Origin of the sequence: Aeromonas sp. R1-1 (genome assembly GCF_040908495.1) — a bacterium.
GTDB lineage: Bacteria > Pseudomonadota > Gammaproteobacteria > Enterobacterales > Aeromonadaceae > Aeromonas > Aeromonas veronii.
The window spans coordinates 17230-37659 of record NZ_JBFODV010000189.1; the positions used below are offsets into that span (position 1 = coordinate 17230).

The 20430-nt window shown below is 60.2% G+C and carries 18 protein-coding genes; 14 read left to right on the top strand and 4 right to left on the bottom strand.

What is annotated here, in order from left to right:
* Positions 1 to 70: 70 nt before the first annotated feature.
* On the top strand, positions 71 to 2893 hold the full coding sequence (gene torS / locus AB5Y92_RS11880; protein ID WP_368226844.1) for a TMAO reductase system sensor histidine kinase/response regulator TorS: 2823 nt from the start codon (positions 71 to 73) through the stop codon (positions 2891 to 2893).
* Positions 2894 to 2944: 51 nt separating this feature from the next.
* On the opposite strand, the gene AB5Y92_RS11885 is transcribed toward torS, so the two are convergent.
* On the bottom strand, positions 2945 to 3229 hold the full coding sequence (locus tag AB5Y92_RS11885; protein WP_368226845.1) for a hypothetical protein: 285 nt from the start codon (positions 3227 to 3229) through the stop codon (positions 2945 to 2947).
* Between the two features lie 323 nt (positions 3230 to 3552).
* Between AB5Y92_RS11885 and glyA the strand changes: the two genes are divergently transcribed.
* From glyA to AB5Y92_RS11950, 13 genes are all read left to right on the top strand, one after another.
* A complete protein-coding gene (glyA, locus tag AB5Y92_RS11890; protein WP_005338884.1) occupies positions 3553 to 4806 on the top strand; it encodes a serine hydroxymethyltransferase in 1254 nt (417 codons plus the stop codon).
* A 150-nt stretch (positions 4807 to 4956) separates the two neighbouring features.
* On the top strand, positions 4957 to 5406 hold the full coding sequence (gene nrdR / locus AB5Y92_RS11895; protein ID WP_005338880.1) for a transcriptional regulator NrdR: 450 nt from the start codon (positions 4957 to 4959) through the stop codon (positions 5404 to 5406).
* 199 nt (positions 5407 to 5605) lie between these two features.
* A complete protein-coding gene (ribD, locus tag AB5Y92_RS11900; protein WP_368226846.1) occupies positions 5606 to 6715 on the top strand; it encodes a bifunctional diaminohydroxyphosphoribosylaminopyrimidine deaminase/5-amino-6-(5-phosphoribosylamino)uracil reductase RibD in 1110 nt (369 codons plus the stop codon).
* A 55-nt stretch (positions 6716 to 6770) separates the two neighbouring features.
* Positions 6771 to 7424, top strand: a complete 654-nt coding sequence (locus AB5Y92_RS11905; protein WP_047438140.1) for a riboflavin synthase — start codon at positions 6771 to 6773, stop codon at positions 7422 to 7424.
* A gap of 149 nt (positions 7425 to 7573) precedes the next feature.
* On the top strand, positions 7574 to 8683 hold the full coding sequence (ribBA, locus tag AB5Y92_RS11910; RefSeq protein WP_021230382.1) for a bifunctional 3,4-dihydroxy-2-butanone-4-phosphate synthase/GTP cyclohydrolase II: 1110 nt from the start codon (positions 7574 to 7576) through the stop codon (positions 8681 to 8683).
* A 203-nt stretch (positions 8684 to 8886) separates the two neighbouring features.
* Positions 8887 to 9357, top strand: a complete 471-nt coding sequence (gene ribE / locus AB5Y92_RS11915; RefSeq protein WP_005338866.1) for a 6,7-dimethyl-8-ribityllumazine synthase — start codon at positions 8887 to 8889, stop codon at positions 9355 to 9357.
* A gap of 14 nt (positions 9358 to 9371) precedes the next feature.
* On the top strand, positions 9372 to 9785 hold the full coding sequence (gene nusB / locus AB5Y92_RS11920; RefSeq protein WP_005343514.1) for a transcription antitermination factor NusB: 414 nt from the start codon (positions 9372 to 9374) through the stop codon (positions 9783 to 9785).
* A 57-nt stretch (positions 9786 to 9842) separates the two neighbouring features.
* Positions 9843 to 10802, top strand: coding sequence for a thiamine-phosphate kinase (gene thiL / locus AB5Y92_RS11925; RefSeq protein ID WP_026034998.1), 960 nt, complete (start codon positions 9843 to 9845; stop codon positions 10800 to 10802).
* Positions 10799 to 11293 (top strand): phosphatidylglycerophosphatase A, encoded by a 495-nt coding sequence (locus AB5Y92_RS11930; protein ID WP_368226847.1) that lies wholly within the window; start codon positions 10799 to 10801, stop codon positions 11291 to 11293. Before thiL ends, AB5Y92_RS11930 begins: the two co-directional genes overlap by 4 nt.
* Before the next feature lie 487 nt (positions 11294 to 11780).
* On the top strand, positions 11781 to 13505 hold the full coding sequence (locus tag AB5Y92_RS11935) for an ABC transporter ATP-binding protein (RefSeq protein WP_005358467.1): 1725 nt from the start codon (positions 11781 to 11783) through the stop codon (positions 13503 to 13505).
* 70 nt (positions 13506 to 13575) lie between these two features.
* Entirely contained in the window at positions 13576 to 15132 is a 1557-nt protein-coding gene (locus AB5Y92_RS11940) for an ABC transporter substrate-binding protein (RefSeq protein ID WP_021230378.1), read from the top strand.
* A gap of 99 nt (positions 15133 to 15231) precedes the next feature.
* Positions 15232 to 16206, top strand: a complete 975-nt coding sequence (locus tag AB5Y92_RS11945) for an ABC transporter permease (protein WP_005349514.1) — start codon at positions 15232 to 15234, stop codon at positions 16204 to 16206.
* A 2-nt stretch (positions 16207 to 16208) separates the two neighbouring features.
* Positions 16209 to 17150, top strand: a complete 942-nt coding sequence (locus AB5Y92_RS11950; protein WP_040068611.1) for an ABC transporter permease — start codon at positions 16209 to 16211, stop codon at positions 17148 to 17150.
* A 73-nt stretch (positions 17151 to 17223) separates the two neighbouring features.
* Here the strand turns inward: AB5Y92_RS11950 and dxs are convergent, their stop codons facing one another.
* From dxs to xseB, 3 genes are read right to left on the bottom strand one after another with little or no spacing between them, the layout of a single operon-like run.
* The gene (dxs, locus tag AB5Y92_RS11955; RefSeq protein WP_368226848.1) at positions 17224 to 19092 is read right to left on the bottom strand and encodes a 1-deoxy-D-xylulose-5-phosphate synthase; all 1869 of its coding nucleotides are present in this window, start codon (positions 19090 to 19092) and stop codon (positions 17224 to 17226) included.
* Positions 19093 to 19113: 21 nt separating this feature from the next.
* On the bottom strand, positions 19114 to 20004 hold the full coding sequence (gene ispA, locus AB5Y92_RS11960) for a (2E,6E)-farnesyl diphosphate synthase (protein ID WP_201992260.1): 891 nt from the start codon (positions 20002 to 20004) through the stop codon (positions 19114 to 19116).
* A complete protein-coding gene (gene xseB, locus AB5Y92_RS11965; RefSeq protein ID WP_158110281.1) occupies positions 20005 to 20256 on the bottom strand; it encodes an exodeoxyribonuclease VII small subunit in 252 nt (83 codons plus the stop codon).
* Positions 20257 to 20430 lie beyond the last annotated feature (174 nt).

The window sequence follows — 20430 nt, forward strand, 5'->3', positions numbered from 1 at the left end:
GGCCAGGGGTTTTGTTAAAGTGTTGGGCCATATTATCCGGTCAAAGCCGACCACAACCAAGGGACTTCCCGTGAGAATCTTTTCCGGCCTGGGTGGCAAGTTGCTGCTGGCCTTCTCCTTGATGGCATTACTCACACTGAGTGCCTCCCTGCTGGGTTGGGTGGGGCTTAGCCATCTGCGCCAGCTGGAGCAAGGGGTGCAGCAGACTCTGGCCGATCAGGAGCTGGCCCGCACGCTCTCTCGTCTCAGCGGCGAGATCCAGAGCGCGTCACGGCTGCTGGCCACCGCAACCAGCGAGCAGGAGCGGGAGCATCAGGGACGCCTGCTCACCCTGCAGGGGCAACAGCTGCAACAGGTGCTGGCGCAACTTGGCCGTGGGCAGGGTTCAACAAGCCTCGATCAGCTCAGTCAGAGCATCATCGGCAATCTGGGCCAGCAGGGCTGGCTGGTGGGGGAAAGGTTGACCCTGATGGCGCAGGGGGAGGCGCAGCGGGCCCGTCTGGTGGCGGCGGCCGGACAGATCGCCGAGCTGGCGCGCAGCCAGATGGAGAACGCCGAAACCGTGATGGTGGCGGGATTGGGTTCCCTCTACCAACAGCAAGGTGCGCAGGCGGCCCGGACGCTGGACCGCCTGCTGGAGCAGGATCTCGACTGGCTGGAGCAGATGACCGAGCTGCGTCATCGCACCCTGATGCAGCAGCAGCGTATCGAGGAGATGTGGCGCAGCGAACGACAGGAACAGTTGCAAACGCTGTTGCAAGAGGGGCAGCGGGAGCTGGCTATCTTGCAACTGCGGGCCGGGGCGGTGACCGATCCGGCCCGCCGTCAGGCGGTAGAGCAGGCGCTGACCGTGCTGGCGCAGAGCGACAAGCTGGTGCAACTGCGCAGCGACTGGCTCGGCAAGGGGGAGGCACTGCGGGTGCTGGCCAATGCCAACGAAGCCCTGATGAGCAGCCTCAACCAGCAGGTCGGAGAGCTGGTTAGCTTTGCCCGCGATTCGTTGGGGCAGAGCCAGCAGGCGCTAAGCCAGCGCCTCAGGCTGCTGGAGCAGGCGCTGATGACCATTGGCCTGCTCACCCTGCTACTGCTGATGCTGTTGATGTGGCGCATGGTTTACGGCCGGATCGTCTGGCCGTTGCAACGGGCGGTGGCGGGGATGAGCCGGTTGGCGCGCGGGGATCTGGCCCCTCTTGAGCCGATCGCCAGCACCGGGCGCGATGAGCTGGCGGAGCTGGGCCGGGCCCTGCAGGTGTTTCGTGACAATGCGGTGGAACTGGGCCGCTATCAGCGCGAGCTGGAGTCGCGGGTTGAGGAGCGCACTGGCCAGCTCAGCCACGCCAACGAGCGGCTCAATGAGGAGGTGGAGAAGCAGCGGCAGGCCCGCGCCGAGGCAGAACAGGCCAACCGCGCCAAGTCGGTGTTTCTCGCCACCATGAGCCACGAGATCCGCACCCCCATGAACGGCATTCTCGGGGGCCTGACGCTGCTGGAAGATACCCACCTGAGCGATACCCAGCAGCGCTATCTGGCCGCCATCGAGCACAGCGGCGAATCCCTGCTGGAGATCCTCAACGACATTCTCGACTACTCCAAGATAGAGGCGGGCCATGTGGAGGCGCGCCGCGAGCCCTTCCCCCTGTTCCAGCTGGTGGATGAGCTCAGCGCGCTGTTCCGGCCAAAGGCAGAGGCCAAGGGGGTCACCCTGGCGCTGGAATATGCGCCAGGGCTGGCGCCTGTGGTCGAGGGGGATCTGGGCAAGCTGCGCCAGGTGCTCGGCAACTTACTCGGTAATGCAGTCAAGTTTACCGCCCGTGGCCAGATTACCCTGACGGTGGCGCCTCTTGCCTGCCAAGGCCCTTGCGCCGAGCCCTGCATCCGGTTTGTGGTGCGCGATACCGGCCCCGGCATTCCGGCCGATGAGCAGGAGGCGGTGTTTGAGGCGTTTCGCCAGCGCAAGCGTGATATAGGCCATCAGGGCGGCACCGGGCTGGGACTGGCGATCAGCCGCAAGCTGGTGGCCGCCATGGGGGGCGAGCTAAACCTTGCCAGCGAACCGGGCAAGGGGTGTGAATTCAGCTTCAGCCTGCCCTTGCAACGCTCGAGTGCTCAATTGCCCGCCGAGGCGCAACCGCTGCACCTTGGCCAGTCCCGCAACATCCTGCTGGTGGAGGATAACGAGATCAACCGGTTGGTGGCGCACGGCATGCTGACCCGCCTCGGCCATCGCGTCACCCTGGCGGAGGATGGTCGCAGTGCGCTGGCGCTGGTGACCGAGCGCCCCTTCGAGCTGGCGCTGCTCGATATCAATCTGCCCGATATGGACGGCATGACCCTGCGCGAGGATCTGGCCGCCATCAGCGAGGAGATGCATGAGCGGCCGCTGCCCGCCATCGCCATCTCGGCCCAGATGTATCCGGAGGATATCCGCCACTGCCTTGCCGCCGGGTTTGTCGATTTTGTCGGCAAGCCGGTGCGGCTGGCGGTACTGGCGAACGCCATCGATCAACTATTTCGGCAAGAAGGGGCCTCTATCGAGCAGCCAGCGCAGCTAGCGGCCGTGCCCCCAACTAACCAGCCAGAGTGGGCCAATCCAGTGCTGGACGCCGATCTGCCCCTGCTCGGCATGGCGCGGATCCGCCAGCTGGTCGCGCTGTTTGAGTCGCAAGGGCGGGTGTTGGTAGATAAGTTGGCTCAGGATGAGGGAAGTGAGCAACGTCAGCTGGCGCACAAGCTAAAGGGGAGTGCGCTGGCGCTGGGGGTGACCGAATTTGCCAGCCATTGCGCGGCTCTTGAGGCGGGAGGCGGGGAGCCTGCGACAATCGGGGCGCAATTTGAAGCGGCGGTGAGCGGGTTGCAGCAGTGGCTGGTGGCCAACAGGGATGCGCCGTTCTGATCCCTGCTGGCGATGTACGGCGTTTAGGGAGGGTGGCCAGCCTCTGCGCCGTTATTTGCTCTCGCGAAACAGCACCTGCTTGCACTTGGCACAGACCCATTCCCGGCGAAAATCGGTCAGGTGCACCATGCCTACCTCCAGCAACTCGTGGTGGCCGCAGTGATAACAGAAGATGATGTCGCCATCGACGGATTCAGGGTGGGCCGCCAGATAGTCGGCTTTGGTGGGGAGCTGCTCCCACGAGGTGGTGGGGAGATGTTTGCGTTGGCTGGTGTAGTAGACCCAGTAGAACAGAAAAAAGACCGCCAGGATCACGAATGTCAGCAGATGGTCCATCTTGAACTCCTCCGGTTAGGTGCAGCCCCTCGGATGCATGGCTGCAATCAGCTCCATCATCATTAAATTTGTTTCGAATTAATATGTTACAGGATGGATAAAGAGGGCGTTGTGATCCCCTTCGGGTTTTGCCCGCCCGCAGCGAGATGAAAAATGTGCCGTTTGGCGGAGCGGCCAGGGTATTGAACGGGGAGGGAATCTTGCTTTTTACAACATAAATTCAACATTTTTTAGGTGGTTGGACTGTCTCTTTGATCCAGCTCACGTTACAATGCCCGCGCCCACTTCACCTAACGCGCAAACGATTTTCAGGAGAGAAACGGATGTTGAAACGTGACATGACCATCGCCAATTATGATCCGCAATTGTGGCAGGCCATCACAGACGAAACCCGTCGTCAGGAAGAGCATATCGAGCTGATTGCGTCTGAGAACTACACCAGCCCCCGTGTCATGGAGGCCCAGGGCTCCCAGCTGACCAACAAGTACGCCGAAGGTTACCCCTCCAAGCGTTACTACGGTGGTTGCGAGTATGTGGATGTGGTCGAAACCCTGGCTATCGAGCGCGCCAAAGAGCTGTTCGGTGCCACTTACGCCAACGTGCAGCCGCACTCCGGCTCTCAGGCCAACAGCGCCGTTTACATGGCTCTGCTGCAGCCGGGCGACACCGTACTGGGCATGAACCTGGCACACGGCGGTCACCTGACCCACGGCTCTCCGGTCAACTTCTCCGGCAAGCTGTACAACATCGTGCCTTACGGTATCGATGAGTCCGGCAAGATCGACTACGACGACATGGAACGTCAGGCTGTCGAGCACAAGCCGAAGATGATGATCGGTGGCTTCTCCGCCTACTCCGGTATCGTTGACTGGGCCCGCATGCGCGAAATCGCCGACAAGGTCGGTGCCTACCTGTTCGTCGACATGGCCCATGTGGCGGGTCTGATTGCCGCTGGCGTCTACCCGAACCCGGTGCCCCACGCTCACGTGGTTACCTCCACCACTCACAAGACCCTGGCTGGTCCGCGCGGTGGTCTGATCCTCTCCGCTGCTGACGACGAGGAGCTCTACAAGAAGCTCAACTCCGCCGTCTTCCCGGGTGGTCAGGGTGGCCCGCTGATGCACGTCATCGCCGGTAAAGCAGTTGCCTTCAAAGAGGCGCTGGAGCCGGAGTTCAAGACCTATCAGGCTCAGGTCGTGAAAAACGCCAAGGCGATGGCTGCTACCTTCATCGAGCGCGGTTACAAGATCGTCTCCGGCGGTACCGACAACCATCTGATGCTGGTTGACCTGATCGGTCGCGAGCTGACCGGTAAGGATGCTGACGCTGCGCTGGGCAAAGCCAACATCACCGTCAACAAGAACTCCGTGCCCAATGACCCGCGCTCCCCGTTCGTCACCTCCGGTGTGCGGATCGGTACCCCGGCCATCACCCGCCGCGGTTTCAAGGAAGCCGAGTCCATCGAGCTGACCCACTGGATCTGCGACGTACTGGACAACCACGACAACGATGCCGTGCTGGCCACCGTGCGCGAGAAGGTGCTGGATATCTGCCGCCGCTTCCCGGTCTATGGCTGATAAGTCAGACCATCCGGTTTGAGACCAATGCCACCTGCGGGTGGCATTGTTTTTTCTGGCTTTTACCGGTTTTGGATGGCCGTGCTACACTGGCCGACCTAGATCCTGGCCCGCCGGGCCGGTCCCTGTTCCATTAACGCCGGAGGTCCGATGCATTGCCCATTCTGTAGTGCGGTTGATACCAAGGTGATCGATTCCCGTCTGGTGGCCGAAGGCCATCAGGTGCGCCGCCGTCGTGAGTGTCTGCTCTGTCACGAGCGTTTTACCACCTTCGAGATGGCCGAGCTGGTGATGCCCCGCGTCATCAAGTCCAACGGTTCCCGCGAGCCGTTCAATGAAGACAAGCTGCGCGCCGGCATCCTGCGGGCGCTGGAGAAGCGGCCGGTGAGCATGGAGGCCATCGAAAAGGCGGTCAACCATATTAAATCCCGCCTGCGTGCCACCGGTGAGCGTGAAGTCGCCTCCGAGCTGGTGGGCAATCTGGTGATGGATGAGCTCAAGAGTCTGGACAAGGTGGCCTATATCCGCTTTGCCTCCGTCTATCGCAGCTTCGAAGATATTCGCGAGTTCGGTGAAGAGATCGCCAAATTGGAGAAATGATGGTATCGGATGGGCAAGTGGATATCCGCTTCGCCCCTCTCTACCTCAGGACACGAAGATATTCGCGAGTTCGGCGAAGAGATTGCCAAGCTGGAGAAGTAAACCGCCATTCTCACCCATGTTGCCGCGTCCGATTACGCTGCGCTAATCGAACCTACGATACTGCGTAAAGTCGAGATGTGTTGTCAAAGGAGCCCGAATGTTTAGTCAAGATGATTACCAATGGATGAGTCGGGCCCTCGAACTGGCCCGCCGCGGCCGCTACACCACGGCCCCCAACCCCTGCGTCGGCGCCGTGTTGGTCAAAGATGGCGTGGTGGTTGGCGAAGGGTGGCATCAGAAGGCGGGCGAGCCCCATGCCGAGGTTTACGCCCTGCGCGCCGCCGGTGACAACGCCCGTGGCGCCACCGCCTATGTAACCCTCGAACCCTGCTCCCATTACGGTCGTACTCCCCCCTGCGCCGAGGCGCTGATCAATGCTGGCGTCGCCCGGGTGGTGGCGGCCATGGTCGATCCCAATCCCCAGGTGGGTGGGCGTGGCCTGCGTATGCTCTCCGAAGCGGGCATCAAAACCGATTTCGGCCTGCTGGCGAGCGAAGCCGAAGCGCTCAACCCGGGCTTTTTCAAGCGGATGCGTACCGCCTTCCCGCGGGTGACCGTCAAGCTGGGGGCCAGCCTCGATGGCCGCACCGCCATGGCGAGCGGCGAGAGCCAGTGGATCACCTCCCCGGATGCGCGCCGTGACGTGCAGCGGCTGCGGGCCCGTCACGATGCGGTGCTCTCCAGCGCTGAAACCGTGCTGGCCGATGGTGCCTCCCTGACCGTGCGCTGGGACGAGCTGCCCCCCTCGGTGAAGGCGAGCTATCCCAAGGAGACCCTGCGCCAGCCGCTGCGGGCCATCGTCGATTCGCAAAACCGGCTTACCCCAGATCTGCCGCTATTCCAGAGCGAGAGCCCGGTGCTGCTGGCCCGCCACAAGGCGTCCGGCGAGTGGCCTTCGTGGGTGCAGCAGCTGGAGCTGCCGCTGCTGGATGGCAAGCTGGATCTGGTCAGCCTCTTCATGCTGCTGGCCAAGCAGAACGTCAACTCGGTACTGGTCGAGGCGGGCCCGCGGCTGTGCGGCGCTCTGCTGGAAAAAGGGCTGGTGGATGAGCTGGTGCTCTATCAGGCGCCCAAACTGATGGGCGATGAAGGGCGCGGCCTGTTCCATCTGCCGGGCCTGACCCGGCTGTTCCAGGCGCCCAAGCTCGCCATCAAGGATGTGCGCATGGTCGGCCAGGATATTCGCATTACTGCCAAAATAGCCTGATTTATCAATGTTCAAGGGGGCATAAGCAGCCCCCGTCATCAGCAAGGTGATCTGCATGTTTACCGGAATTATCGAAGCGGTGGGAACCCTGGCCGAGCTGCGCCGTCAGGGCGATGACATGGCCCTCACCGTCCATGCGCCGCATCTCGACTTCAGTGACGTCAAACTGGGCGACTCCATCGCTACCAACGGCGTCTGCCTCACCGTGGTGGCGCTGGGCGACAAGAGTTATACCGCCGACGTGTCGCTGGAAACCCTCTCCCGTACCGGTTTTGCCGCCGCCAGAGTGGGCGATCGGGTCAACCTTGAGAAGGCGCTGATGCCCACCTCCCGCCTCGGCGGCCATCTGGTCTCCGGCCATGTGGATGGGGTAGGGGAGGTGAAAAGCGTCTCCAGCAGCGGCCGCGCCATCGAGTACTGGATCAAGGCGCCGGGCGAGCTCTCCCGCTATATCGCCGAGAAAGGCTCCATTGCGGTGGATGGCATCAGCCTCACCGTCAACGCGGTGCAGGGGGACCTGTTTCGCCTGACCATCGTGCCCCACACCGCCCAGGAGACCACCATCGCCAGCTGGAAGCCGGGCCACAAGGTCAACCTCGAGGTGGATCAGATCGCCCGCTATCTGGAGCGGCTGATGATGGGGAAAAGTCAGGAGAGCAGCGCCTCGACCCTGACCATGGAGACCCTGGCCAAGGCCGGCTTTCTCTGACGGTGTGCGCTGAATCTGGCCACCAAAACGATTTTCTGTGATCCCGCTCTGATTGAAATGGGGCCGCTAGCCCCAATCTAGAGCAACATACACTCGCATTTGCGTTGAGCCTGCTGGCTCAACCCCCAAGCACACTGATGGAGTAGCCCATGGCGCTGAGCACAACCCAGGAAATCATTGCCGATATCAAGGCTGGCAAGATGGTGATCCTGATGGATGACGAAGACAGGGAGAACGAAGGGGACCTCATCATGGCCGCCTCCTGCGTCCGTCCGGAGGATATCAACTTCATGGCCCGCTACGGCCGTGGCCTCATCTGCCTGACCCTGACCCGGGATCGCTGCAAGCAATTGGCGCTGCCGCTGATGGTGGATCGCAACAATGCCCAGTTCTCCACCGCCTTTACCGTCTCCATCGAGGCGGCAGAAGGGGTGACCACAGGTATTTCCGCCGCCGATCGCGCGGTGACCGTGCAGGCCGCTGTGGCGCCCAATGCCAAGGCGGCCGATCTGGTGCAGCCGGGCCACATCTTCCCGCTGATGGCGCAGGATGGCGGCGTGCTGACCCGTGCCGGCCACACCGAAGCCGGTTGCGATCTGGCCCGTCTGGCCGGTTTCGAGCCTGCCGCCGTCATCGTCGAGATCCTCAACGAGGATGGCACCATGGCGCGCCGTCCGGATCTGGAGGTGTTTGCCGAGGAGCACGGCATCAAGCTTGGTACCATCGCCGACCTGATCGAGTACCGCAACCAGCACGAGACCACGGTCGAGAAGGTGGCCGAGTGCAAGTTGCCGACCGAGTTTGGCGAGTTCGACCTCATCACCTTCCGCGACACCATCGACAATCAGGTTCACTTTGCCCTGAAAAAGGGTGAGGTGCAGGCCGATCAGCCGACCCTGGTGCGCGTCCATCTGCACGATGTGCTGAGCGATCTGCTGTTGACCGACCGCCACGCCGCCCGCAGCTGGCCGCTGCCCAAATCCATGGCCCGCATCGCTGACGAGGGCGGCGTGCTGGTGATTTTGGGGGCGGAATCCCATGGCGCCGAGCTGCTGGCTAGGGTCAAGGGTTTTGAAGCCGCCGACAAGGGGCTAGCACCGGAAGGAGCCAAGTGGCAGGGCACCTCGCGCCGGGTTGGTGTGGGTTCCCAGATCCTCAAGGCCCTTGGTGTAAGCAAGATGCGCCTGCTGAGCTCGCCGAAGAAGTACCATGCCCTCGGTGGTTTCGGTCTGGAAGTGGTTGAGTACATCGGCGAGTAACGTACTACCAGAGAAGTACCATCCCCTTCCGGGCGGTTTAGGCCTGGAAGTCGTGGAATTTACCGGCGAGCAAGTGCGCCGGACTGGTTAAATCGCGATCATGGCCGTCTATTGCGGCCATGGTTTTTGTCGTGGGTCTGTTGTGCTAGAATGTGCGCACTTTTGACTCCGGCCCTTTTGATTGCACAGATACAGGATTTCCAATGAAGGTTATCGAAGGAAATATCGCCGCTCCTGAGGCGCGCGTTGCTATTGTTGTTGCCCGTTTCAACAGCTTCATCAACGACAGTCTGGTGAACGGCGCGGTGGACGTACTGAAGCGTCAAGGTCAAGTGCAGGACAGCAACCTGACACTGGTAAAAGTGCCGGGCGCGGTTGAAATGCCATTGGTCATCAAGAAGCTGGCCAAGAGTGGTCAATACGACGCCATCGTGGCGGTCGGTACTGTCATCCGTGGCGGCACCTACCACTTCGACCTGGTGGCAAACGAGAACAGCAAGGGCATGGCCCAGGTAATGATGGAATATGAAATTCCCGTTGCCTTCGGTGTGCTGACCACTGAAAACATTGAACAAGCCATCGAGCGTGCAGGTACCAAGGCGGGTAACAAGGGTGCAGAGGCTGCACTGGCAGCGCTCGAAATGATCAACGTCCTGAAAGAACTGGACGTGTAACGAGGAGAAGTACATTGAAACCGTCTGAGCGCCGTAAAGCCCGCCATTGCGCCACCCAGGCCATCTACCAGTGGCAGATGACCAAGGCTAACGTGGGTGACATCGAAGAGCAGTTCAAGATCGATCAGGACACCAAGGGTGTAGACCTGAACTATTTCCGCGATCTGCTGTTCGGGGTAGCCCTCCACTGCAGCGAGCTGGACAAGGTGTTTGCACCCTTCCTCTCCCGTCCGCTGGAAGAAGTGGACATGGTGGACAAGGCGATCCTGCGTCTGGCGACCTACGAGCTGACCCGTCGTGATGATGTACCGCCGCGCGTGGTTATCAACGAAGCGATCGAGCTGGCCAAAGCTTTTGCTGCCGATGACAGCCACAAGTTTGTCAACGGTGTACTGGACAAGGTGATCAAATCGCTGAACAAGCGTTGATCCTGCTGTCCGTCAGCATCTAAGAGAGGAGCCAGCTTATTGCTGGCTTTTTACTGTATGGGTGAATTTGAGCTGATTGATAAGTACTTCAAGGTTCCCCACGCCCGCAAGGACGTGGTGATGGGCCCTGGAGATGACTGTGCCCTGCTGACCCTGCCCCCCGATACCCAACTGGCGGTGAGCACCGACACTCTGGTGAGCGGCGTACACTTCTTTCCCGACATGGATCCGGTGGATCTCGGCTACAAGGCGCTGGCGGTCAATCTCTCCGATCTCGCCGCCATGGGGGCCGAGCCGCGCTGGGTGTCGCTGGCACTGACTCTGCCTGCCATCAACGAAGGTTGGGTTGCCGGGTTTGCCGAAGGGTTTCTGGAGCTGGCCGAGTACTACAATGTGGCGCTGGTGGGCGGAGACATGACCCGCGGGCCGCTCTCCATCACCATCTCGGTGAAGGGATCGGTGCCTGCCGGGCGCGCCTTGATGCGCAGCGGCGCCAAAGCCGGTGACGGCATCTATGTGACCGGCACTCTGGGCGATGCCGCGCTGGCGCTCTCCCACCTGCTGGGCAAACGCACCCTCAACGAGAACCAGCTGGCTGCCGTGCTGCCACGGCTCGACCACCCCCATCCCCGCATTCTGGCCGGTCAGGCGCTGCGCGGGCTGGCGGGTAGTGCGCTGGATCTCTCCGACGGGCTGGCATCGGATCTCGGTCATATCCTCAAGGCCTCCGGCGTGCGGGCCCAGATCGATCTCGATCTGCTGCCGCTCTCACCGGTGCTGCAGGATGCGGTGAGCGAGCAGGAGGCGTGGCAACTGGCGCTGGCCGGTGGCGATGACTACGAGCTCTGCTTCACCGTACCAGAGGAGCACCGCGGCGCGCTCGATACGGCGCTGGCCCACAGTGGGGTCAAGTTCAGCCGCATCGGCCGCATCGTGGCGGGCGAGCCGGGCATCGACTACCTGCGTGGCGACCAAGCGGTCGAGCTGCAACTGAAAGGGTGGGATCACTTCGCATGAGTTTGTTCAGGATAAAGCCCGAGCTGACACGACTGGATCTGAAAAATCCGCTTCATTTTTTGGCGGTGGGGTTTGGTTCCGGCCTCAGCCCCAAGGCGCCGGGCACCATGGGCACCCTGGCGGCCATTCCGCTCTACCTGCTGGTGAGCGGGCTGCCGACCTATTGGTTTATCGCCTTGCTGGCGGTGGGTTTTGTTGTGGGGATCCGTATCTGCCAGAGCGCCACCGATGCCATCGGCGTGCCGGATCACGGCGCCATCGTCTGGGACGAGGTGATCGGCTTTGGCGTTACCATGATCGCAGCGCCAGCCGGTTGGGAGTGGGTGGTGGCGGGCTTCGCGCTGTTCCGGTTGTTTGATGTGCTCAAGCCCTGGCCCATCTCCTGGTTTGATCGCCGGATCCACGGTGGCCTAGGCATCATGCTGGACGATCTGATCGCCGGCCTGTTCGCTCTGTTTTGTATGCAATTACTGGCATTCTGGCTCGGTTGAGAGCCACCTTCCGGGGGATGACCGTTCTGGCATCCCCCGATTTATATCTGCTTAATTTTCATTCATCGGCATATGCTGCCGTTTATCATCCATTTCACATAAATATTCACTACTCATTCGGGGCTGGTGATTGTTTTGGAAATAGTGATAAATGCTGCTTGTTGCGTTGTTGTTGAAATTAAAGTAATGATACCAATAGATGTACGGACGCACCGGCCATTTGTGTGATGAAAATCATCATTTATCTCTGCCGAATTGGTGGTTATCTGCACAAAACATTGCGGAATTGTATAACTCAATCATTTACACCCGTGGTCAAACCGTCTAAGTTACTCGCGGGTTATTCCAAAAAAATGCAAAAAACCCGCCCGGATCGCTGGTTTCGCTGCCTCATGGATTGAGCAAATATTGCCCAAGGTAACAACCGGCATCTGCGGCTGATTTACGGACGAATTATTTGGGACGGATGTCCCCCGCAGAGGTAAACATGTCCTTGCTCGAAGTAAAGAACTTGCGGATCGAGTACCCCTCCCGCTACGGGGTGCTGGCCGCGGTGAAGGATCTCTCTTTCTCTATCGAAAAGGGTGAGATTGTCGGGGTGGTCGGTGAATCCGGCGCCGGCAAGTCCACCATCGGCAACGCCGTTATCGACCTCCTGAGCCCGCCGGGTCGCATCGCTCGTGGCGATATCTATCTCAATGGCGAGCTCATCTCCGGCAAGAGCCAGAACGAGATGCGGGCCATCCGTGGCTCCCGTATCGGGTTCATCTTCCAGGACCCCATGACCTCCCTCAACCCGCTGTTCACCGTTGAGCATCAGCTGGTGGAGACCATTCTGGCCAATACCGACCTCTCTCGCGAGGCTGCTTTTGCCAAGGCATTGGAGCTGATGGGGGCGGTGGGTATTCCGCAGCCGGAGCTGCGCATCAAACAGTATCCGCACCAGTTCTCCGGTGGCATGCGTCAGCGGGTGGTTATCGCCATCGCGCTCTCCTGCGATCCGGAGCTGATCATCGCAGATGAACCGACTACGGCGCTGGACGTCTCCATTCAGGATCAGATCCTCCAGCTTATCCGCGCCCTCTGCAAAGAGCGTCAGGTGGGCTGCATGCTGGTGACCCACGACATGGGCGTGGTCTCCAACGTTACCGACAAGGTGGCGGTGATGTATCGCGGCGATCTGGTGGAGTTCGGCCTGACCGAACAGGTACTGGGCAGCCCCAATCACCCCTATACCCGCAGCCTCATCTCGGCGGTACCCCGCTCCGATGTGAAGCTGGTGCGTTTTCCGCTGGTCTCCTATATCGAGGATGCCAGTGCGCCGGATACCAATATCGACCTCAAGACCCACTGGCTCGGCCAGAGTCAGGACGAGCGTGCCTATGAAGGGGCGCTGCTGCGGGTGGAGAACGTCGATCTGAAGTTCGTCACCAAGGACTCCATCTTCCCGAGCCGCCGCCAGTATGTGCGCGCCTGCAACAACATCAGCTTCGAGATCTTCGAGGGTGAAACCTTCGGTCTGGTGGGGGAGTCGGGCTCCGGCAAATCGACCATTGCCCGCGCCATCACCGGTCTCTATCCGCCTGATACCGGCAAGATTTTCTTCGAGGGGATCGATCTGACCGCTCTCAAGAGCGAGCGCGAGCGTCGCCCGTTGCGTCGCCAGATGCAGATGGTGTTCCAGAACCCCTATTCGTCGATGAACCCGCGGATGAAGGTGCGCGACATCATTGCCGAGCCGATCCGCTTCCATCAGCTGGCGAGCAGTGAGAGCCAGATTGAGGGGATTGTCGGCGATCTGCTGGATCACGTGGGTCTCGGTCGTGGTGCCGGGGTCAAGTATCCCCACGAGTTCTCCGGCGGTCAGCGCCAGCGTATCTCCATTGCCCGCGCCCTGGCCACTCGCCCGCGCTTCCTTATCTGCGACGAGCCGACCTCGGCACTGGATGTGTCGGTGCAGGCCCAGATCCTCAACCTGCTCAAGGATCTGCAGCAGGAGCTCAAGCTCACCATGCTGTTTATCAGCCACGATCTGCCGGTGATCCGCCAGATGTGCGACCGCATCGGGGTGATGCAGCACGGCCATTTGGTGGAAGTGGCCGAGACCGAGAAACTCTTTACCAATGCCGAGCATGAGTACAGCCGCAAGCTGATCTCCCTCATGCCGGAGTTCAAGGGAATGTCCCGCGAGGGGCTGGAAATCGCAAGCTAGGAGAGCGCCGGTGCGCCGGTCTGCTTGTCAAAAAAAGTGTCATAAGAAAGCCAAAAGCATGGAGAACAAGATGAAGAAAGGATTGTCCAAGATTGCCCTGGCGCTGTTTGCCGCCGGTTTCGCCTTCAGTGTCTCAGCCGCTGATATCAAGGTGGGTGTCGCTTCTGACGCCACTTCGCTGGATCCGCAGGAGCAGCTCTCCGGTCAGACCCTGGAGATGTCGCACCTGGTATTCGATCCCCTGATGCGTTACACCCAGGACTTGCAGTTCGAGCCCCGTCTGGCCGAGAAGTTCGAGCGTGTCGATGACAAGACTGTCCGCTTCCACCTGCGCAAAGGGGTCAAGTTCCACTCCGGTAACGACTTCACCGCAGACGACGTGGTGTGGACCGTCAACCGCCTGAAATCCTCCGTCGACTTCAAGGCGATCTTCGATCCCATCAGCGAAGTGAAGAAGGTCGATGACTACACCGTGGATCTCGTCACCGCCAAGCCGTTCCCGCTGGTGCTGCAGACCGTCACCTACATCTTCCCGATGGACTCCAAGTTCTATACCGGCAAGACCGAAGCGGGCAAAGACAAGGCCGAGATCGTCAAAAACGGCGACTCCTATGCTTCTACCCACGTCTCCGGTACTGGCCCGTTCACCGTCAAGTTCCGCGAGCAGGGTGTGAAGCTGGATTATGCCCGCAACGCCAACTACTGGGACAAAGCCTCCAAGGGTAACGTCGAGAACCTGACCGTGGTGCCCATCAAGGAAGATGCGACCCGTGTTGCAGCCCTGCTGGGTGGCGACGTGGACATGATCTATCCGGTTGCGCCGAACGATCTGGAGCGCGTGAAGAATGGCAAGGACTCCCAGCTGGTCACCCTGTCCGGTACCCGCGCCATCATCATCGAGCTGAACCAGAACACCAACCCGGCACTGAAAGACAAGCGCGTGCGTCAGGCGATCAACTACGCCATCAACCAGGTGGGCATTGTCGAGAAGATCAACAAGGGCTTCGGTACCCCTGCTGGCCAGCTGAGCCCGAAAGGCTATGCCGGTCACAACGAGGCGCTGGTGCCCCAGTATGATCTGGCCAAGGCCAAGGAGCTGATGAAAGAGGCCGGTTACGAGAAAGGCTTCAAGATGACCTTCATCTCCCCGGCTGCCCGCTACGTCAACGACGTCAAGATTGCCCAGGCTGTCTCCGCCATGCTGGCCAAGATCAACATCAAGGTGGATCTGAAGACCATGCCGGTGGCCCAGTACTGGCCCGAGTTTGACAAGTGCGCCGCAGACATGCAGCTGATCGGCTGGCACTCCGACACCGAAGATACCGCGAACTTCTTCGAGTTCCTGACCTTCACCAAGGACGCCAAGACCGGTATGGGCCAATACAACTGCGCCGGTTATGCCAACGCCGAAGCTGACAAGCTGGTGATGGATGCCAACGCCGAGACCGATCCGGCCAAGCGTGCCGAGATGCTCAAGAAGGTCGAAGCCATGCTGATCGAAGATGCTGCCTACGTGCCGTTGCACTGGGAAGATCTGGCCTATGGCGCCAAGAAGAACGTCGACATCAAGCCGGTGGTCAACGTGATGAACTTCCCTTACCTGGGTGACCTGGTGGTCAGCAAGTAAGAGAACGTCGCAAGGAAGGACGGGGCGGGGTGGTCAGCTGGCCACTCCGCCCACTAACAGAAGCCTGTGCCACGACACAGGCCACGTAGAAGGACAAGCATGTTTACATTCCTGCTGAAACGGTTCTATCAGGCCGTGATAGTGATGTTCGTCATCAGCCTGGTCGCCTTCTCCATCCAGGATAACCTGGGTGACCCGTTGCGCGAGCTGGTGGGACAATCCGTCTCCGAAGCCCAGCGTCACGAGTTGCGCGAGAAGATGGGCCTTAACGATCCCTTCCTCATCAAATACAGCCGCTTTCTGAAAAATGCGGTGCATGGGGATTTGGGCACCTCCTATTTCTTCAAGCGACCTGCTCTCGAGGTGATCCTCGACAAGCTGGTGGCTACCCTTGAGCTGGTGTTTGCCGCCGCGCTCATCATCGTGGTGGTCTCCATTCCACTCGGTGTCTATTCGGCGATCCGCCCGCGCAGCATTCCCACCAAGATCATCATGGCGGGGAGCAGCATCGGCATTTCGATCCCGGTATTTTTGACCGCCATCATGCTGATGTACCTCTTCTCCATCCAGCTGGGCTGGCTGCCGGCCTATGGCCGCGGCGAGACCCGTAACCTGCTGGGCTGGGAGTCGGGCTTCTTCACCTGGGATGGCATCCTGCACCTGATCCTGCCGGCGGTGTCGCTCTCTTCCATCATGCTGCCGCTGTTTATCCGGCTGGTGCGCTCCGAGATGCTGGAGCAGCTCTCCTCCGAATACGTCAAGTTCGCCCGCGCCAAGGGGCTGGACAACAACAAGGTCTACTATCAGCACGCTCTGAAGAACACCATGCTGCCGGTCATTACCGTCGGCGGGGTGCAGATCGGCACCATGGTGGCCTACACCATCCTGACCGAGAGCGTGTTCCAGTGGCCGGGCACCGGCTTCCTGTTTCTTGAAGCGATCCACCGGGTCGATACGCCCCTCATCACCGCCTACGTCATCTTCGTGGGACTGATCTTCGTGGTGACCAATACCCTGGTCGACCTGCTCTACGGGTTGATCAACCCGACCGTTAACCTGACTGCCAAGGGGTAAGCATGAGTAACGCTGTAACTGCAAGCCCAAGCCGTTGGGCACGTTTCAAGAACTCTGACATCGTCTACTACTTCCTGCGGGACAAGGTAGCCATGTTCAGCTTTGCGGTGTTCGTGGTATTTGTGCTGGCGGCGCTGCTGGCCCCCTGGCTCGCCCCGCACAACGTCTATGACCAGACCAGTTTTGATCTGATGGATGCCGAGCTGCCCCCCTCCTGGCTCGAAGGTGGCGAGGAGCGCTTCTGGCTCGGTACCGACAACCAGGGGCGGGATATCTGGAGCACCATCCTCTATGGCGCCCGTATCTCCCTCACCATCGGCCTGTTTGCGGTGGCGCTGCAGCTGGTGCTCGGTATCGTCATCGGTCTGATTGCCGGTTATTTCGGTGGCCGTATCGACAACCTGCTGATGCGCTTTGCCGATGTGCAGCTGTCGTTCTCCACCATGATGGTAGCGATCATCATCTCCGCCATCTTTCAGGCAACCTTTGGTTCCGAGTTCTACTCGAAGTTCGCCATCATGATGCTGGTGGTGATCATCGGGATCGCCGAGTGGCCGCAGTACGCCCGTACCGTGCGCGCCTCTGTGCTGGCGGAGAAGAAGAAGGAGTATGTGGAAGCGGCCAAGGTGATGGGATTCCGCGCCCCGCGCATCATGTTCCGCCACATTCTGCCCAACTGTTTGTCGCCCATTCTGGTCATCTCCACCGTACAGGTGGCCAACGCCATCATGAGCGAAGCGGCACTCTCCTTCCTCGGGCTGGGAATGCCGGTTGATCAGCCCTCGCTCGGTTCGCTTATCAGCGTCGGCTTCAACTACATCTTCTCCGGCTCCTGGTGGATCACCGCCTTCCCGGGCATCTGTCTGGTGGTGCTGGTGCTGGTCATCAACCTGCTGGGTGACTGGTTGCGGGATGTGTTTAACCCCAAGATCTACAAAGGGTAATCCGGGTCAGAAACGCAAAATAAAAAGGGCGCTAATGAGGCGCCCTTCTTTTGTTTGATAGCTTTGAACGTTATCAGGGTTGCAGCCAGCTTTCGATACTGCGCTGGATGCCTGCATCGTCCAGACCGAGCAGGGCATAGATCTCCTGCTGGGTACCCTGTTCGACGAAGCGATCCGGCAGGCCGAGGTTGAGCACCGGCTTGCACTGTTTATTGCGCATCAGCAGCTCGTTTACCGCCGAACCGGCGCCGCCCATGATGGCATTGTCTTCGATGGTGACGAAGTGATCGTGGTTGGCCGCCAGCGACAGCACCAACGCTTCATCCATTGGCTTGACGAAGCGCATGTCCACCAGAGTTGCATCAAGTGCTTCGGCCGCTGCTTTGGCGTGTTGCAGCAGAGTGCCAAACGCCAGAATGGCGGTGCCCTTGCCCTCTCGAACGATACGTCCCTTGCCAAGCGCCAGCGCCTGCATCTCCTGCGAGATGGGTGCATCGCTCAGGCTGTTGCCACGTGGGTAGCGCACCGCGGCTGGCCCCTGATGGCGGTAGCCGGTATAGAGCATCTGACGGCATTCGTTCTCGTCGGAGGGGGTCATGATCACCATGTTGGGCACGGTGCGCAGGAAGCTGATATCGAACGCACCCTGATGGGTAGGGCCGTCAGCGCCCACCAGACCGGCCCGATCGATGGCGAACAGCACCGGCAGCTCTTGCAGCGCTACGTCATGGATCACCTGATCGTAGGCCCGTTGCAGGAAGCTCGAATAGATGGCGACCACCGGCTTCTTGTCGGCAATGGCGAGACCGGCAGCAAAAGTGACCGCGTGCTGCTCGGCAATGGCCACATCGAAGTAGCGATCCGGATACTGTTGGCTGAATTTCACCAGCCCGGAGCCTTCGCGCATGGCTGGGGTGATACCGACCAGCTTTTCGTCTTTGGCCGCCATGTCGCACAGCCACTGGCCGAAAATGGCCGAGAAGGTGGGCTTGGCCCCGCTCGCCTTGGGCAGGGCGCACTCGTCCGGATTGAACTTGGGCACCGCGTGATAACCGATGGGGTCTTTCTCCGCCGGCTCGTAGCCCTTGCCCTTCTTGGTCTTGACGTGCAGCAGCTGCGGGCCCTTGAGATTGCGCATGTTGCGCAGGGTCTCGACCAGCGCTTCTATATCGTGACCGTCGATGGGGCCGATATAGTTGAAGCCGAACTCCTCGAACAGGGTACCGGGTACCACCATCCCCTTGAGGTGCTCTTCGGCCCGCTTGGCCAGCTCCTTGACCGGTGGCAAACCCGCCAGCACCTTCTTGCCGCCTTCGCGGATGGTGGTGTAGAGCTTGCCGGACATGACCCGGGCCAGATGGTTGTTGAGCGCCCCGACATTCTCGGAGATGGACATCTCGTTGTCGTTGAGGATCACCAGCATGTCTTTATGGACATCGCCGGCGTGGTTGAGCGCTTCAAAGGCCATCCCTGCGGTAATGGCACCGTCACCAATCACCGCAACGACCTTGCGACCCAGCCCTTCACTCTCGGCGGCAACCGCCATACCGAGCGCCGCACCGATGGAGGTGCTGGAGTGGCCGACGGAGAGCACGTCGTACTCGCTTTCACCACGCCAGGGGAAGGGGTGCAGGCCATCCTTCTGCCGGATGGTGTGGATCTGGTCACGGCGCCCGGTCAGGATCTTGTGGGGATAGGCTTGATGGCCCACATCCCAGATCAGCCGATCGAACGGGGTGTTGTAGACGTAGTGCAGGGCCACGGTCAGTTCGACCGTGCCGAGACCGGAGGCAAAGTGTCCGCTGGAGCGGCTGACAGAGCGCAGCAGATATTCGCGCAGCTCGTTGCACAGCACCGGCAGCCGATCTTTGGGCAAGGAACGCAGCTCGACCGGAGTGTCCGCGAGGGCCAGGTTGGGGAAATTGCTAATATCAACGCTCATATTGTTACTGTTATCCAGCGTTTAGTGGGTTCGCTCGATGATGTAATCGGCAAACGCTTCCAGAATGTCGGTATTGTAGGGCAAGGATTGCAGGGCTGTTAAGGCTTTCCCATGCAGTTCGCGAGCCAGCTCACGGGCATTTTCGAGTCCGAGCAGGGCCGGATAGGTACTTTTCTCCAGCGCCAGGTCAGAACCTTGCGGCTTGCCCAGGGTGGCGGTATCGCCTGTGATGTCGAGGATGTCATCCTGCACTTGGAAGGCGAGGCCAATCGCGGCGGCATAGGTTTGCAGGGCAGCCAGCGTGGCGTCATCGACATCGGCTTTGCACAGGGCACCGAGCGCTACGGCACATTCAATCAGCGCACCAGTCTTGTGGCGATGTACCTGCTCCAGTTCGGCAAGCGTGATCTGGCGCCCTTCGGCCTGCAGATCCAGCGCCTGACCACCACACATACCGAGATAGCCGGAGGCGCGGGCGAGGGTACTCAGCATCCGCACCCGGTTGGCCATCAAGGAGTCGGGCATGGGGTGATCGGCCAGAATGGAGAACGCCAGGGTCTGCAGCGCATCACCGGCCAGAATGGCGGTTCCTTCGTCAAACGCCTTGTGAACGGTTGGCTGACCACGACGCAGGTCGTCATTATCCATGGCGGGCAGGTCATCGTGCAGCAGGGAGTAGGCGTGGATGCACTCCACGGCAGCCGCAGGGCCATCCAGCAGGTCGCTCTTGACGCCCAGCATCTCGCCGACCGCGTAGACCAGAAACGGGCGAACCCGCTTGCCGCCCAGCAGCAGGCCATAACTCATGGCATCGCGCAGGCGCGGTGCCATGGCGGGCAAGGATTCAAGTTGTGCTGACAGACAGTCGTCAATACGCTGACGATGCAGACGGGAAAAATGGTCCAGCGCCACTTACTCCTCTCCTTGTTCTGGCTGGAAGGGGACGAGCTGGTCACTGCCATCGGCTTGACTGAGCAGGATCTGGATCTTCTGTTCGGCCAGTTCCAGCTTCTGCTGACCGGCCCGAACCAGATGAACGCCCTGCTCGAACTGCTTGAGTGCCTCTTCCAGGGATAGGGAACCTTGTTCCAGCTGATGAACGATGGTTTCCAGCTCTTCCAGAGTGGCATCAAAACTCAGACGGTCGATTTTTTTACTGGCCATGTCCATCCTCGGGGATTGAAAAAAACGGCTTATATTAACATCGACCGTCCACAGGGGGGAGGCAGAAAAGCATTGCCCTCTCAAACTCTCGCTAAACTGGCCGATAATGAGCCATCATTCTCAGTGGATGCATGCTTGCCGCATGGGTCGCAATAGCAGAAAATTCAACAAACT

Bases quoted from the DNA above. Each gene is read 5' to 3' on its own strand.
- AB5Y92_RS11885 (WP_368226845.1), bottom strand. From the start codon at position 3,229: ATGGACCATCTGCTGACATTCGTGATCCTGGCGGTCTTTTTTCTGTTC.
- glyA (WP_005338884.1), top strand. From the start codon at position 3,553: ATGTTGAAACGTGACATGACCATCGCCAATTATGATCCGCAATTGTGG.
- nrdR (WP_005338880.1), top strand. From the start codon at position 4,957: ATGCATTGCCCATTCTGTAGTGCGGTTGATACCAAGGTGATCGATTCC.
- ribD (WP_368226846.1), top strand. From the start codon at position 5,606: ATGTTTAGTCAAGATGATTACCAATGGATGAGTCGGGCCCTCGAACTG.
- AB5Y92_RS11905 (WP_047438140.1), top strand. From the start codon at position 6,771: ATGTTTACCGGAATTATCGAAGCGGTGGGAACCCTGGCCGAGCTGCGC.
- ribBA (WP_021230382.1), top strand. From the start codon at position 7,574: ATGGCGCTGAGCACAACCCAGGAAATCATTGCCGATATCAAGGCTGGC.
- ribE (WP_005338866.1), top strand. From the start codon at position 8,887: ATGAAGGTTATCGAAGGAAATATCGCCGCTCCTGAGGCGCGCGTTGCT.
- thiL (WP_026034998.1), top strand. From the start codon at position 9,843: ATGGGTGAATTTGAGCTGATTGATAAGTACTTCAAGGTTCCCCACGCC.
- AB5Y92_RS11930 (WP_368226847.1), top strand. From the start codon at position 10,799: ATGAGTTTGTTCAGGATAAAGCCCGAGCTGACACGACTGGATCTGAAA.
- AB5Y92_RS11935 (WP_005358467.1), top strand. From the start codon at position 11,781: ATGTCCTTGCTCGAAGTAAAGAACTTGCGGATCGAGTACCCCTCCCGC.
- AB5Y92_RS11940 (WP_021230378.1), top strand. From the start codon at position 13,576: ATGAAGAAAGGATTGTCCAAGATTGCCCTGGCGCTGTTTGCCGCCGGT.
- AB5Y92_RS11945 (WP_005349514.1), top strand. From the start codon at position 15,232: ATGTTTACATTCCTGCTGAAACGGTTCTATCAGGCCGTGATAGTGATG.
- AB5Y92_RS11950 (WP_040068611.1), top strand. From the start codon at position 16,209: ATGAGTAACGCTGTAACTGCAAGCCCAAGCCGTTGGGCACGTTTCAAG.
- dxs (WP_368226848.1), bottom strand. From the start codon at position 19,092: ATGAGCGTTGATATTAGCAATTTCCCCAACCTGGCCCTCGCGGACACT.
- xseB (WP_158110281.1), bottom strand. From the start codon at position 20,256: ATGGCCAGTAAAAAAATCGACCGTCTGAGTTTTGATGCCACTCTGGAA.